This window comes from Kluyvera genomosp. 1 (genome assembly GCF_001266615.1).
GTDB classification, from domain to species: domain Bacteria; phylum Pseudomonadota; class Gammaproteobacteria; order Enterobacterales; family Enterobacteriaceae; genus Kluyvera; species Kluyvera cryocrescens_A.
Genome location: NZ_LGHZ01000012.1, coordinates 226236 through 240385 on the forward strand (window position 1 = coordinate 226236; position 14150 = coordinate 240385).

The 14150-nt window shown below is 52.2% G+C and carries 14 protein-coding genes; 8 read left to right on the plus strand and 6 right to left on the minus strand.

Annotated elements, in window-relative coordinates:
• The first annotated feature begins 137 nt into the window (after positions 1 to 137).
• Positions 138 to 596, plus strand: a complete 459-nt coding sequence (locus KP80_RS08505) for a YbaK/EbsC family protein (RefSeq protein ID WP_052283202.1) — start codon at positions 138 to 140, stop codon at positions 594 to 596.
• Between the two features lie 10 nt (positions 597 to 606).
• Here KP80_RS08505 and bglJ read toward each other — a convergent pair whose 3' ends face one another.
• The 4 genes from bglJ to pobA all read right to left on the minus strand — a co-directional run bounded on the left by bglJ (position 607) and on the right by pobA (position 4325).
• Positions 607 to 1236 carry a DNA-binding transcriptional activator BglJ gene (gene bglJ / locus KP80_RS08510; protein WP_052283243.1) on the minus strand — a complete coding sequence of 210 codons (630 nt, stop codon included), beginning with the start codon at positions 1234 to 1236 and terminating at the stop codon, positions 607 to 609.
• Positions 1237 to 1250: 14 nt separating this feature from the next.
• Positions 1251 to 1973, minus strand: coding sequence for a helix-turn-helix transcriptional regulator (locus tag KP80_RS08515; protein ID WP_052283203.1), 723 nt, complete (start codon positions 1971 to 1973; stop codon positions 1251 to 1253).
• Positions 1974 to 2246: 273 nt separating this feature from the next.
• Complete coding sequence (locus KP80_RS08520) at positions 2247 to 3137, minus strand: helix-turn-helix domain-containing protein (protein ID WP_052283204.1); 891 nt, start codon at positions 3135 to 3137, stop codon at positions 2247 to 2249.
• A 3-nt stretch (positions 3138 to 3140) separates the two neighbouring features.
• Complete coding sequence (gene pobA, locus KP80_RS08525; RefSeq protein WP_052283205.1) at positions 3141 to 4325, minus strand: 4-hydroxybenzoate 3-monooxygenase; 1185 nt, start codon at positions 4323 to 4325, stop codon at positions 3141 to 3143.
• Between the two features lie 279 nt (positions 4326 to 4604).
• Here pobA and KP80_RS08530 point away from each other — a divergent pair, with 279 nt between their 5' ends.
• The 7 genes from KP80_RS08530 (at position 4605) to KP80_RS08560 (ending at position 10858) form a co-directional block, all read left to right on the plus strand.
• On the plus strand, positions 4605 to 5381 hold the full coding sequence (locus tag KP80_RS08530) for a threonine/serine ThrE exporter family protein (protein ID WP_052283206.1): 777 nt from the start codon (positions 4605 to 4607) through the stop codon (positions 5379 to 5381).
• Positions 5372 to 5845, plus strand: coding sequence for a threonine/serine exporter (locus KP80_RS08535; protein ID WP_052283207.1), 474 nt, complete (start codon positions 5372 to 5374; stop codon positions 5843 to 5845). The genes KP80_RS08530 and KP80_RS08535 overlap by 10 nt, the downstream gene beginning before the upstream one ends.
• Before the next feature lie 115 nt (positions 5846 to 5960).
• A complete protein-coding gene (dnaT, locus tag KP80_RS08540) occupies positions 5961 to 6500 on the plus strand; it encodes a primosomal protein DnaT (protein WP_052283208.1) in 540 nt (179 codons plus the stop codon).
• A 2-nt stretch (positions 6501 to 6502) separates the two neighbouring features.
• Positions 6503 to 7240 carry a DNA replication protein DnaC gene (gene dnaC, locus KP80_RS08545; RefSeq protein WP_052283209.1) on the plus strand — a complete coding sequence of 246 codons (738 nt, stop codon included), beginning with the start codon at positions 6503 to 6505 and terminating at the stop codon, positions 7238 to 7240.
• A 68-nt stretch (positions 7241 to 7308) separates the two neighbouring features.
• On the plus strand, positions 7309 to 7797 hold the full coding sequence (locus KP80_RS08550; protein ID WP_052283210.1) for a DUF2501 domain-containing protein: 489 nt from the start codon (positions 7309 to 7311) through the stop codon (positions 7795 to 7797).
• Positions 7798 to 7993: 196 nt separating this feature from the next.
• Complete coding sequence (gene opgB, locus KP80_RS08555; RefSeq protein ID WP_052283211.1) at positions 7994 to 10288, plus strand: phosphatidylglycerol--membrane-oligosaccharide glycerophosphotransferase; 2295 nt, start codon at positions 7994 to 7996, stop codon at positions 10286 to 10288.
• 54 nt (positions 10289 to 10342) lie between these two features.
• Positions 10343 to 10858, plus strand: a complete 516-nt coding sequence (locus tag KP80_RS08560; RefSeq protein WP_052283212.1) for a GNAT family N-acetyltransferase — start codon at positions 10343 to 10345, stop codon at positions 10856 to 10858.
• 10 nt (positions 10859 to 10868) lie between these two features.
• Here the strand turns inward: KP80_RS08560 and tsr are convergent, their stop codons facing one another.
• Entirely contained in the window at positions 10869 to 12533 is a 1665-nt protein-coding gene (gene tsr / locus KP80_RS08565; RefSeq protein ID WP_052283213.1) for a methyl-accepting chemotaxis protein, read from the minus strand.
• A 185-nt stretch (positions 12534 to 12718) separates the two neighbouring features.
• Entirely contained in the window at positions 12719 to 13729 is a 1011-nt protein-coding gene (locus KP80_RS08570; RefSeq protein WP_052283214.1) for an Ldh family oxidoreductase, read from the minus strand.
• Between the last annotated feature and the right edge of the window lie 421 nt (positions 13730 to 14150).

Sequence of the window (14150 nt, forward strand, 5' to 3'; positions counted from 1 at the left end):
AACCGGTTACAGTAACCGGTTGCATTGATTGTGAAGGAGATCCAGAAATCAAACAATTTTTGCACAACTTCATCGCGATATTTACAACCTAATTGGCTTTGTGACAGAGTGGCTCGCCGAAATTTCTGGAGAAAATGATGAGCCTACAGTCTGTACGAGAATTCTTTGCCGAGAATGCCCCTGACATTGCGATTATCGAGCTTGAACAAAGTACAGCGACCGTTGCATTAGCCGCCGCTGCACACCAGGTAGAACCAGGGCAAATAGCAAAAACGTTATCATTGAAGATTAAAGACAAGGTCATTTTAGTGGTCGCTAAAGGCGATGCACGTCTGGACAACAAAAAGCTAAAAGATACGTTTGGCGCGAAAGCAAGAATGCTCAGCAGCGACGAAGTCGTCGTGCTTACCGGGCATCCGGTTGGCGGCGTCTGCCCGTTCGGCCTGGAAAATCCACTGGCCGTTTATTGCGACATTTCGCTTCAACAGTATGAAGAGGTTCTACCTGCGGCTGGAGGCACCCACAGTGCCGTGCGAATTTCCCCCCAAAGAATGGCGAGCCTCACCGCAGCAACGTGGATTGATGTTTGCCAGTAAGCGATATTCATTATGCTGAGCGTAGCGGCTGCGTAAATGCAGTATTACGATCGGGTAAGGACACCAGTAAATCCGCCGCGCTCAGAAGGCCAACATCGGAACTCACGCCAAGCTTCGTCATCGCGTTAAATTTATGCGCGCGGATCGTTTTGATATTCCGCCCCAACCGCTGAGAGATTTCCATCAACGAATAGCCATAAGTCATATAGCGTAAGATCATGTTCTCCGTTGGGCTAAGGAAATGACATTCGCTCCGAATCGACGAGGTCTCTTCACATTTATTCCCTAACGCCGCTTCACTCAGCAGATTGAGCATTTCCTGTTGCAGCTCAAGCAGCGTACAGGCTTTACTTAACACGCCATGGATATAGGTCGGTGAAAGGTGTTTGATTAGCGCCATTTCCGTTTTGTCATTGGCCAGTATGACTCGTACCATATCTGGAAAATCGCGTGCAATCTTCCCCAACGCATACAAACATTCAATGCGTGAGTCTCGCGTTCCGGAAAGACAAAAAATCACCGCGTCATATGATGTTTGCCGCAACGCCTGGGTAAACTCGGCGATATTGCGGAAGTACTGAAAAGAACGATGCTCATCCTGAGCATTCATGAATAAATGACGCAATCCTACTGCAGTCATAATACAGTTCTCGATTACAGCAACGCACTGCTTCCCGCCGTGCTTTTCCATTCAGCTTGCTCTCCATAGGCTGTGTAGAGATTGAGTTCTTTAGTTCCCTGGCTGCTGTTGAGCCAGGCGTACATTTCGGCATTACTACGAAGAGCAAGACGACGCATTGCGCTATTCTTTTGCGCACTAATGGTTTTATTACTCTTCTTCAATAAAGCTGCAATTTGGTTGATACCCCATCCTTTCGCTAAAAGGCGGAGGACTTTGCGTTCTGACAGCGTCAGCATAATGAGCCGCTCGCTTTCACTTTCCGTATCATCATTTTTAGGCATTGAAAGCAGCGTCTGGCTAATTTTCTCCACGCTCATACCACCCTGCTGAATGGCCTGAATGACGCGCTCAACCGAGTCAGAATCCGAAAGTAAGGTACTTTCCGGACGCATGAGAAACTCAACGGCCAGCGCATAGTATTGCCGACCAATCATGAACACCCAGTGAATATCGCGATACTGCGACAATAACGTATAGTATTGTTCGCAAAGAGCTCGGGGATTTCTGATATCGCCTGAAAAATCAATAATGACAACATCAGCACGGCGAAGTTGAAGTAGCGTCAGCTCTTCCAGAGTCTGACAAAAGTTGAGTTCGTAATCGGGGAAGTGCGCCCCCATGATAGTGCTAAGCCCGGACTGCATTACCGGTATTTTACTGATGATGACTGCGAACTTGCAGAATTCTGGCACCATATAACCTCCGTATCCATTCGAAGATTCATTTCCTGAATATAAATACATCAAGAACAGAAATAATATTAACAGGAAATAAACCAATCCTTTTCTATTTCCTTAAATAGAATATTTTTGACGCTTTGTGCCAGTCTATTAGTTGATACAGCTGTATTGAATCACTGGCTGTGTTGACTAAATCAGTATTACATATCAATCAATGAGCAATCACTTAGAAAACATTAATCCCAAGATAAGTAAAAATTAAAATTCATCCACACTATTTAACCCGGATCACTCTATTTCTAATTTGAATTCCTTCGGGGTCATACCGCCCTTTTTACGGAAAAATCGGGAAAAATAAGTGACATCACTAAACCCTAAGTAATCAGAGATTTGTGTCACTGTCATACTGGTGTACTGCAGGCTTCTTTTCGCTTCCAGCAGCAGGCGCTGATGCAACACCCCCAACGCACTGGCACCGTGAAACTCCCGGCATAAACAGTTTAAGTGCGTTGTGGACACTCCTAATTTTTGCGCATATTCGGCAAGCGAAAGATGTTCACGATAGTGGCTTTCAATGAGTCGAGAAAATTGTCGTAGCACAACACGTTTACGCTCACTTTTGTCTTCAATCACAGTAGGTTGCGAGCCTTGCCGGTTAAGCCAGACCAGCAGCGCGCTAAGTAATGAGTACAGCATCATTTCACGCGCATCATTATCTTGTGTGTATTCATGGAGTAACGTCGAAAACAGCGTCTGAATATGTCGATTCGATCGGTTAACCGGGATACAGTCAGGTCGACTGAGAACATCAAGCTGACGGCCAAACTGTGTCTCCAGTCGACTTAATAAAGGCAATGCCAGCGACAGGACATACCCTTGGGTACCCGGTGAAAAACGAAATCCATGCACACAGAGCGATGGAACGACTTGAATACTAGACTCAGTCACCACTCGCCGCTCCCCCTCTATTTCAATATCTGCCTGCCCTTTATGCAGATAAAGCAGCTGTACCAGCTCCGCATGCTGGTGCACCTGAATATGCCACTCGTACAGGCTGCTTCGCTGAAGGATTGATTCACAGTGCAGCAGATCGGGCGTTGGCCAGCCCTTTTGTTCACCATAGAGCTTAAAGACCGGCACAATATTGACCGACTGTCCCGCGCCTCCCGCTCGTTTCATTCTCTATTCCACCCTTTCATAAGGTAAGCCAACATAGTTCTCCGCAATCGTGGTCAGTCCGGCCCGTGACCCTAGATAGTACTGGCGATCGGCTTCCTGCATCTTTTTATCGAATGCACTCTTATCCTGGAAATCATGCAGCAAATGAGTCATAAACCAGCTGAACCGTTCACCTTTCCACACACGATTGAGCGCCAGCTGCGAGTACTGGCTCAGTAGATCGACACGCCCGTTGTGATAATACTGACGCAATATACGCCACAGATAATTCACGTCAGACACCGCCAAATTCAGCCCTTTTGCACCTGTCGGAGGCACAATATGCGCCGCATCCCCGACGAGGAACATACGGCCAAACTGCATTGGCTCCACCACATAGCTACGCAGCGGCGCAATACTCTTCTCAAGTGAGTGACCAGTTACTAACTTCTTACTCAGTTCATCCGGTAAACGGCATTTCAGCTCATTCCAGAAGCGTTCGTCAGTCCATTGCTCAACCTTGTCACTCAGCGGGACCTGCAGATAGTAGCGACTTCTTGTTAGTGAGCGCTGACTACACAAAACAAATCCGCGCTCATGGTGCGCATAAATCAGCTCAGGGTTAACCGGTGGGGTATCCGACAACAGCCCCAACCAGCCAAATGGCCAGATACTTTCGTACTCGCGGAGAATCTCGCGTGGAATACTCTGCCGGGAGACACCGTGGAATCCATCGCATCCCGCGACAAAGTCGCACTCAATTTTGCAATGCTCGCCATCCTTCACGAAGGTGACATACGGCTTATCGCTTTTGAGATCGTGTAGCGCGACCTGCTCAACGCCATAAATCGTCTGCGCACCACTGGACTCACGCGCTTCCATCAGATCGCGCGTAACCTCCGTCTGCCCGTATACCATCACGCTCTTGCCTTGTGTTAACTCACTTAGCGGCACCGGAATACGCCTGTCAGCAAACAGAAACTCTACGCCGTGATGAATAAGCCCCTCAGCATCCATGCGGCGGGAAACTCCCGCCTCACGCAGCAGCTCAACGGTACCGTTCTCAAGAATCCCGGCACGGATACGCCCCAGCACATACTCTGGTGTCTGGCGCTCCAGGATCACGGTTTTAATCCCGGCATTGTGCAGCAGCTGTCCAAGCAGCAGCCCCGAAGGCCCGGCACCGATAATGGCGACTTGCGTGTTCATAGGGAGACCTCACATTCTGGTTAATTATTTGTTTATTTTGTGTATCGATAAAGTTTCAGAATGCATTTTTGATAAGTCAGTAACGAAAAAGAAGGCCAGAATCCGTTCAAAAATTGCACTTTCGAACAGTTTTTCAAAAGTGTGGGCAACATCAACTCTTTGCTCCTGAGCAATTGCCGTTGAATTTTTGCACATTGTTTGATCCCAACCGGATAGCCCTCGCGCACTCTTCGGGTAAAAGTAGGTCATTACGCGGACGTTTTTTTGGTCAGGGTCATTATGGAAGTCGATCAGTCAGAACAACGAGTCATCACCCGGCTCTGTATTCAGTGCGGTCTTTTTTTATTGCAGCATGGTGCGGAAAGTGCCCTGGTGGAGGAGCTCTCAACTAGACTTGGGCGCGCACTGGGCATGGACAGCGTCGAAAGTGCGATTTCCTCAAACGCGATTGTTCTAACCACCATCAAAGACGGGCTGTGCCTCACCTCGACGCGCAAAAATAGCGATCGTGGCATTAACATGCACGTAGTAACCGAAGTGCAGCACATCGTCATTATGGCCGAGCATAAATTGCTGGATCATAAAGACGTTGCGAAGCGTTTTTCACAAATCAAACCCTTGCGCTACCCGCGGTGGCTAGTCGTGCTGATGGTTGGGCTATCGTGTGCCTGCTTCTGTAAGCTCAACAACGGTGGTTGGGATGGCGCATTCGTCACCTTCTGCGCCAGCACCGTGGCGATGTATATCCGTCAGTTGCTGACGCACCGCTCAATGCATCCACAAATCAACTTCGGCCTGACCGCCTTCGTGGCAACCACCGTTTCCGGGCTAATGCTACAGCTGCCAGCTTTCCAGCAAACATCGACCGTCGCTATGGCGGCCAGCGTGCTGTTACTGGTCCCCGGTTTTCCGCTGATCAACTCGGTCGCCGACATGTTTAAAGGCCATATCAATACCGGGCTCGCTCGCTGGGCCATCGCCAGCCTGTTGACGCTGGCAACCTGTGTGGGCGTTGTCATGGCTATGACCTTATGGGGGCTACGCGGATGGGTGTAATCGATTTTCTGTTACTACTGGCGCAGGACATGGTGTTGTCTGCCATTCCGGCCGTGGGCTTTGCGATGGTCTTTAACGTTCCGCAGCGCGCGCTTCCTTGGTGCGCGCTACTTGGCGCTATCGGCCACGCTTCGCGCTTTACCATGATGACTGCCGGTTTTAATATTGAATGGGCCACTTTCCTGGCGGCGATGTTGGTTGGCAGCATTGGCATTCAATGGTCGCGCTGGTATCTGGCGCATCCAAAAATATTCACCGTGGCGGCCGTGATCCCCATGTTCCCCGGCATATCAGCGTATACCGCGATGATCTCAGCGGTGAAAATCAGCCACTTTGGTTATACCGAAGAGATGATGATCACTTTGTTGAGCAACTTCCTCAAAGCATCATCTATCGTGGGTGCACTGTCCATCGGCCTGTCAATTCCCGGGCTGTGGCTCTATCGCAAGCGTCCGCGGGTTTAACAGCAAACGCGGTACGGGAGAGTGCCGCCCTTGCCCAAGCTTGTGCTACTATGTGCAGTATTCGTGCGGGTTTCCTGCACCCTTCCCGTTGTTTTTTCTGTATTGAGATAGTGTTATGTCTTCGCGAATTTTAACGCCTAACGTGATTGGTATTGATGCGTTCATCGCCGATCCTGTGGCTATTCTTGCGCAAACCCAGGGCGGCGCGCTCGCGGTGTTTGCCAATAATGCGCCTGCGTTCTATGCCATTACGCCAGAGCGGCTGGCACAGCTGCTGGCGCTGGAAGAAAAACTATCCCGTCCAGGTAGCGACGTGGCGCTGGATGCACAGTTTTTTGAAGAATCTACCCCAGCGCCTATCGCTGTACCAATGGGTAAATTTGCCATGTACGCAGGCTGGCAGCCCGATGCAGAGTTTCTACGACTTTCCGCGCTGTGGGGCATTGCGCTTAGCGAACCGGTCACGCCGGAAGAGCTGGCCTCGTTCGTCGCATACTGGCAGGCAGAAGGCAAAGTCTTCCATCACGTCCAGTGGCAGCAAAAATTGGCGCGCAGCGTACAGATGGGGCGGGCAAACGGTAGCAGCCAGGCGCGTCGTGATATCAATACGGTCAGCGAGCCTGACAGTCATATTCCACCGGGTTTCAGAGGTTGAGCATGAAAGACGTTGGCGAATTAATGAAACGCTTGCAGAAGATGATGCCGGCACACATCAAACCGGCGTTTAAAACCGGCGAGGAACTGCTCGCCTGGCAAAAGGAACAGGGCGAGATCCGTGCTGCCGCGCTGGCACGAGAAAACCGCGCCATGAAGATGCAACGCACCTTCAACCGCTCTGGGATTCGTCCCCTGCACCAGAACTGCTCGTTTGATAACTACCGCGTCGAAAACGAAGGCCAGATGAACGCGTTGGCGAAAGCGCGCCAGTACGTCGATGAATTCGACGGCAACATCGCCAGCTTTATCTTCTCAGGCAAACCGGGCACCGGTAAAAACCACCTGGCAGCCGCCATCTGCAACGAATTGCTGCTGCGCGGTAAATCGGTGCTGATCATTACCGTCGCCGATATTATGTCAGCCATGAAAGAGACTTTCGGCAATCGGGAAACCAGCGAAGAACAGCTGTTAAGCGATCTGAGCAACGTCGATTTGCTGGTTATCGATGAGATCGGCATGCAGACCGAATCACGTTATGAAAAAGTGATCATTAACCAAATCGTCGATCGTCGCTCCTCATCCAAACGACCGACCGGTATGCTAACCAACAGCAATCTGGACGAGATGAATAAGATGTTGGGCGAGCGTGTGATGGACCGCATGCGCCTTGGCAACAGCTTGTGGGTCATTTTTAACTGGGATAGCTATCGCAGTCGCGTCACTGGCAAAGAGTATTAAGATAAATCCGGTGAATGGGAAGCGTATACTCATCAGGTTAACCTTTACTAGCACACACGAGTCCACCCATGAAATCAGTAAAATCGATGCTTTGCCGCGTAATCATTGCTAGCGCGTTTGTTTCCACTGCGGCAGGTGCCGTATCGTTACAGGATCTGAGCAGCGCAGCCACTCAGCTTAGCGGCGGAAGCAGCACGCAAAGCGGCGGTTCTTCACTTTCGTCCCTGACCAGCCTGCTCAGCGGCGGCAGCCAATCACTGAGCTCCAGCACCATGAATAATGCCGCTGGGATCATGCAGTATTGTGCAAAAGAGAAACTGGCCTCCGTGACTAACGTTGATAACGTGAAAAACCAGGTGCTGGATAAACTGGGCCTGAGCACACCGGCTGAACAGAAAAAAGATACCGGCTATATGGACGGCATCGAAGGTCTGCTTAATGCCAAAGATGGCCAGAAGTTGGATCTCGACAGTTTAGGTAACACCGAACTGGGCAAAAAAGTGAAAACGAAAGCCTGCGATCTGGTGCTGAAACAAGGCGTTAACTTCCTTTCCTAATGCTTTTGCGGTGAATAAAATCATGCATTTTATTCACCGCTAATATTCCTCCGCTAAAAAAATCGCCTATTTCTAAACCAATTCTGAATAACAGCACACTTTCACCACGATAGAATTGCAGACAGATGACGACACAATTACATTGTGAAGTTAATTTCTGTTCAGCCAGCACACCTGGCGCTGTTGGGGACGTGTAGTGTCAGAGTTGTTATCCCTCGTGCTCTTTCTGGCTTCTATCGCCATTTACGCGTGGAAGGCGGGGCGTAATAAGTGGTGGTTTGCTGCCACCTTAGCGGTACTGGGCCTGTTTGTGGTCCTCAATATTACGCTGTATGCAAGTGACTACTTCACCGGCGATGGTATCAACGATGCGGTGCTCTACACCCTAACGAATAGCCTAACGGGCGCGGGTGTCGGCAAATACATTCTTCCAGGGCTGGGTATTGTTGTCGCGCTGGTCGCCGTATTCAGCGGTCTAGGCTGGTTGCTGCGCCGCCGCCGTCATCATCCCCATCACTTTGGTTATAGCCTGCTGGCACTGATTCTGGCGGTCGGTTCTGTTGACGCCAGCCCGGCGTTTCGTCAGATTAGCGAGCTGGTAAAATCGCAGTCGCGCGATGGCGACCCTGACTTCTCGGCCTACTATAAAGAGCCGTCGAAGACGATCCCGAATCCGAAATTAAACCTCGTCTACATCTATGGTGAAAGCCTCGAGCGCACCTACTTTGATGAGCAGGCCTTCCCTAATTTGGCCCCTGAACTGGGTGCACTGAAGAACGAAGGACTGGATTTCAGCCATACCATGCAGCTGCCAGGCACCGACTACACGATTGCCGGAATGGTCGCCTCCCAGTGCGGTATTCCGCTCTTTGCGCCGTTTGAAGGCAACGCTTCTGCTTCACTTTCCAGCTTTTTCCCACAGAATATCTGTCTTGGCGATATCCTGAAAAACTCGGGCTACGAGAACTACTTCGTTCAGGGTGCCAACCTGCGCTTTGCCGGGAAAGACGTATTCCTGAAATCGCACGGCTTTGATTACCTGTACGGCGCGGAAGAGTTGAAAACCACCGTTGCCGATCCGGCCTACAAAAACGACTGGGGCTACTACGATGACACCGTGCTGGATGAAGCCTGGAAGAAATTTGAAACCCTCTCCCGCGAAGGGAAACGTTTCTCGCTGTTTACCTTAACCGTAGACACTCACCACCCGGATGGTTTTATCTCCCGCACCTGCAACCGCAAACGCTACGACATCAACGGTAAAGCCAACCAGTCGTTTAGCGCGGTGGCCTGCAGCCAGGAAAACATTGCCGAATTTATCAATAAGATCAAAGCATCGCCGTGGTTCAAAGACACCGTTATCGTCGTCTCCTCCGATCATCTGGCGATGAAAAATACCGCCTGGGATGAACTGAACAAACAGGACCGCAGCAATCTATTCTTCGTACTGCGCGGTGATAAGCCCGACGAGCAAGATCTACTGGCGGTGAAGCGTAACACCATGGATAACGGCGCCACGGTGCTCGATATTCTCGGCGGCGACAACTTTATCGGCCTCGGGCGCAGCAGCCTGTCAGGGCAGTCGCTTTCTGAAGTGTTCCTCAACATGAAAGAAAAAGTGCTGGCCTGGAAGCCCGACGTCATTCGCCTGTGGAACTTCCCGAAAGAGATGAAAACCTTCTCTATCGACACCCAGAAAAACATGATTGCGTTCTCCGGCAGCCATTTCCGCCTGCCGTTGCTGCTGCGCGTGTCGGATAACCGCGTAGAGCCGCTGCCGGAAAGTGAGTACTCCGCGCCGCTGCGCTACCAGTTAGCTGACTTCGCTCCTCGCGATAATTTCGTCTGGATTGACCGCTGCTATAAGATGGCACAGCTGTGGTCACCAGCACTGTCGCTCTCCACCAACTGGTGCGTTTCGCAGGGCCAGTTGGGCGGCGAGCAGAAAGTGCAGCAGGTCGATAAAGCCATGTGGAACGGTAAAACCGAATTTAAAGACACGGTTATCGACATGGTGCGCTACAAAGGCAACGTCGACTCGCTGAAAATCGTCGATAACGATATTCGCTATAAGGCCGACAGCTTTATCTTCAACGTTGCCGGTGCGCCGGAAGAGGTGAGGAGCTTTAGCGGCATCTCGCGTCCTGAATCCTGGGGCCGCTGGTCTAACGCGCAGTTGGGCAAAGAAGTGAAGATTGAGTACCAGCATCCGCTGCCGAAACGCTTCGATCTGGTGATCACCGCCAAAGCCTATGGCCCTAACGCCAATCAACCGATCCCGGTTCGCGTGGGCAAAAGCGAACAGCTGCTGACGCTAAACAACGATGTCACCACGACCACGCTGCATTTTGATAACCCTGCAAATGCCAATACGCTGGTGATCGTGCCGCCGGATCCGCAGTCGACGAACGATGGCAACATTCTCGGTCACTCCCCGCGCCAGCTGGGTATTGGCATGGTAGAAATCAAAGTTGTCGCTTCGGAAGGCTAACCAATCTAGCCCGGTAGCCGTCACCCTACCGGGCTTGTTCCCAAAGCAGGCCCTATGATCTTCTCCTGTCGCCCGACCACCCAACTTGATATTGCCGCCCTGCCCGCCATTGAACGCGCAGCAGGACAGCGCTTCGCCCAAATACCTGAACTGGCCTGGCTTGCCGAGGGGCCCGTTATTTCCATGGTTCAGCACCAGCAGGCCGCGTCTGACGGTATGAGCTGGGTTGTGCTGGCAGGAGATTGCCCGGTCGGTTTTCTGCTGGCTGAAGCGCAAGATGATTCGCTGTTTATTTCCGAAATATCGCTGCATCTGGCCTGGCAGGGGCAAGGCTTAGGCCGTCGACTGATCGATTTTGTGGCAAAAGTGGCAAGGGTGAGAGGTTTTACATCGCTGACGTTAACGACATTTCGGGATATGCCGTGGAATGCGCCATGGTACGCGCGGATGGGGTTTGACATTCTGCCAGAGACGACGCTAAGCGCCGTACTCCGACAAAAACGACAAGAAGAGACTGCGCATGGCTTCGCGTATGAATCACGCTGCGCCATGCGCTTGAAGCTGGATTAGCGCGCCAGCATCAGAAGGTTTCCCAATTTTCCCCAGTGTCGGTAGCGGCTGCTTTACGCAACGTCGTCGGCGCTACTGCAACTGCATTTGCTGGCTCACGTGCTGCCGCAGCCTGGCTTTGCTGAATACGGAACACGGCTACCGCTTGGGTCAGACGGCTCGCTTGTTCTTCCAGCGCGGCTGCCGCAGCGGCAGACTCTTCTACCAGCGAGGCGTTCTGCTGAGTCACGCGGTCCATCTCGGCAACCGCCAGCCCAACCTGATCGATCCCGCGGCTCTGCTCATCGGATGCCGAAGCGATTTCGCCCATGATATCGGTCACGCGGGTTACCGCATTGACGATTTCATCCATGGTTTCACCCGCGCTTTCCACCAGCGTAGAACCGAGGTCAACGCGGCTAACTGAATCTTCAATCAGGCTTTTAATTTCGCGAGCCGCCTGGGCGCTGCGCTGCGCCAGGTTGCGTACTTCACCGGCTACCACGGCAAAACCACGACCTTGCTCGCCTGCACGCGCCGCTTCTACTGCGGCGTTCAGCGCCAGAATGTTGGTCTGGAAGGCAATACCGTCAATCACGCTGATAATATCGGCAATTTTCTGCGAACTGGCGGTAATATCGCGCATTGTCTGCACGACATTATCCACCACTTTACCGCCTTTCTGCGCGGTTTCCGACGCACTCAGCGCCAGATGGCTGGCCTGGCGGGCGTTTTCGGCGTTCTGCTTCACGGTCGCCGTCAGCTCTTCCATGCTGGCTGCAGTCTCTTCCAGAGAAGCGGCCTGCTGTTCGGTACGGGAAGAGAGATCGTTGTTGCCCATCGCGATTTCGCTGGCACCGCTATAAATCGCATCAGCACCCTGACGCACTTCACCCACGGTACGCGCCAGTTCACCCTGCATATGGCGCAGAGAGTGCGCCAGCTCGCCCATTTCGTTGTGGCTCTCCACATCGATGCGCTTCACCAGATCGCCACCGGCAATATGACGAATACTGTCGATTAAACGATTCAGTGGCGAGATAAGCGTTTTACGCACGCCCAGCCACACGAAGATAATCACCGCCAGTACAGCCACCATCACCGCGAACAGGATCCACAGCGCCTGGCTGTATGAGGCATTGTTGTCTTTCACCGCCATGTCATACAGGCTGTCGTTTTGCTGCAGATAGTTGACGTAAGCTTTCTCAAACCCGTCCTGATAGCCCTGAGTCGGCTGATCGAAGAATTCGTTGATCTTGCCCGCGCCCAGCAGCTGGATTAATTCGCCCAGTGCACCGTGGTAGATATCGTAGTTACGCTGAATTTCCAGAGCCGCCGCTTCGCTTTGACGCGGATCGCGCGGCATTCCTTGATATTCGGTCCAGCGCTTTTCCGCTTCTGCCAGCGATTTCGTGGCAATCTGCATCAGTTCAGCGACGGTTGCACCGCTGCCGATATTGTTCTGATCCATCATGTAGCGGATCCCGGCGCGGTTTAAGGTGTTACGCGTTTGCAGCAGGGCAACCCAGCTGCCGTTCAGCCCAGACTGCTGCTGACGCACGGTTTGTAGAATGGTGAAATTCTCTTTGTCATGCTTAAGAGAGTTAAAGAACAGCCCTCCAGAGGCCAACTGTAACAGGCCAAACAAGACCAAAACCAGCACGAGGCTAGTGACAATTTTAAGACGGTTTAACATGTTTCTCTTTCCTTTAGACGAATAACAAATTTTCGGCGGGGAAAAGAAAAACTTTATAGAAATTATGCCTATTAATGCACGGCAATAACGCGATATTCCGTTAGGAACATGATGCTAACGCCCCATCCAGATCCGACAAAATAGTCGGCGCCGATGGAGCGCCGCGGAAGATAAATACGGAAGGTTTATCCGCGCAAAGCGCAGATTTCATCGTACAGGCTGCGGGAAAGCGTCAGCCCCTGTTTTTCACTTTGCACACGTGCCTGGTAACGACGCTCACCCGGCAGCCTCGCGCCCTGTGCCTGCATCCCCTCAAACAGCGTCTCGGCGCGGGCCAAATGCACCGGTGCTTCCATCCCTAAGAAACGCTGCGGGTCGAGCGCCAGAATCAACTCGCCGCCGTACGGCAGACCACCGGCACCGTTATCCCAGGCGAGAGATTCCGCACTGGTCATATCGCCAATCAATGGACCCGCAAACAGCTCGACCATTGCAGCCAGCGCCGAGCCTTTATGGCCGCCGAAGGTCAGCATCGCCCCATCCAGCACCGCCTGTGGATCGGTTGTCGGCTGCCCTTCGCTATCAATGCCCCAGCCTTCGGGAATGGATTTTCCCGCCCGCTGATGTAGCTGGATTTCCCCGCGCGCCGCCGCACTGGTGGCCATATCAAAGATAAACGGATGCTTCTCACCGCGCGGCCAGCCAAAAGCTATCGGGTTAGTACCAAACAGTGGTTGCGTGCCGCCGGCCGGTGCAACCCAGGCATGACTTGGGGTACAGGCATAGCCCACCAGCCCGGCATCGGTCAGCGGTTCAACATCGGCAAACAGCGCCGAAAAGTGCACACAGTGGTTAATCGCCAATGCTGCAATTCCGCAATGGCGGGCTTTTTCAATTAATAACGGCAGTGCCTGCTCGTAAGCGCACAATGAGTACGCGCCCTGGGCATCGGCTTTCACGATAGCCGGCGCCTGATCGACAATAATCGGCTCAGCGTTCCCTGAGACTTTACCTTTACGCAGAGTCTCAGCGATACCCAGCAAACGCCAAAGTCCGTGAGAGGCGCAGCCATCGCGCTCGCCTGCCGTGACGTTGCGTGCAATCGCCTCAGCGTGAGGTTGTGAAAAACCATTGGCGCGCAAAACGTCGAGGGCCAGCGCATAGGCGTCAGTGAGCGCGATGTTTACCGTAGTCATTCTTGTTCTCCATATTGTCGGGCAGGTTTAACGTATAAGGGGAGACGCGGGTTTTACTTGGTTAACCATGTGATTTAAATCACATTTATATTCATTCGCGCCAGCAATGTTCCACCTGAACTCTATCACGCCTTTCAGTTGCTGTGCATGAATGGATGGCATTTTGTCCACCCGTGCCACCCAATCTTAATAAGTGCAACCCGCAGCCCATACCTCGCAGAGTCAGGTTTTCGCGGCTTTGGCTTCGCCCAGCGCCGCAATATCAATCAGCATCAGAAAAAACTTGCGATCTCAATCACATAATTGCCCCTTGCTCAGCGCGTGTTCAACCGCTTACCCCCGCAAGTAACCGCTTAGCCCCCACTTTCAACCGCTCACCCACTTACTCAACTTTACACGCGCGTCAGTCTGGCAAACTTGT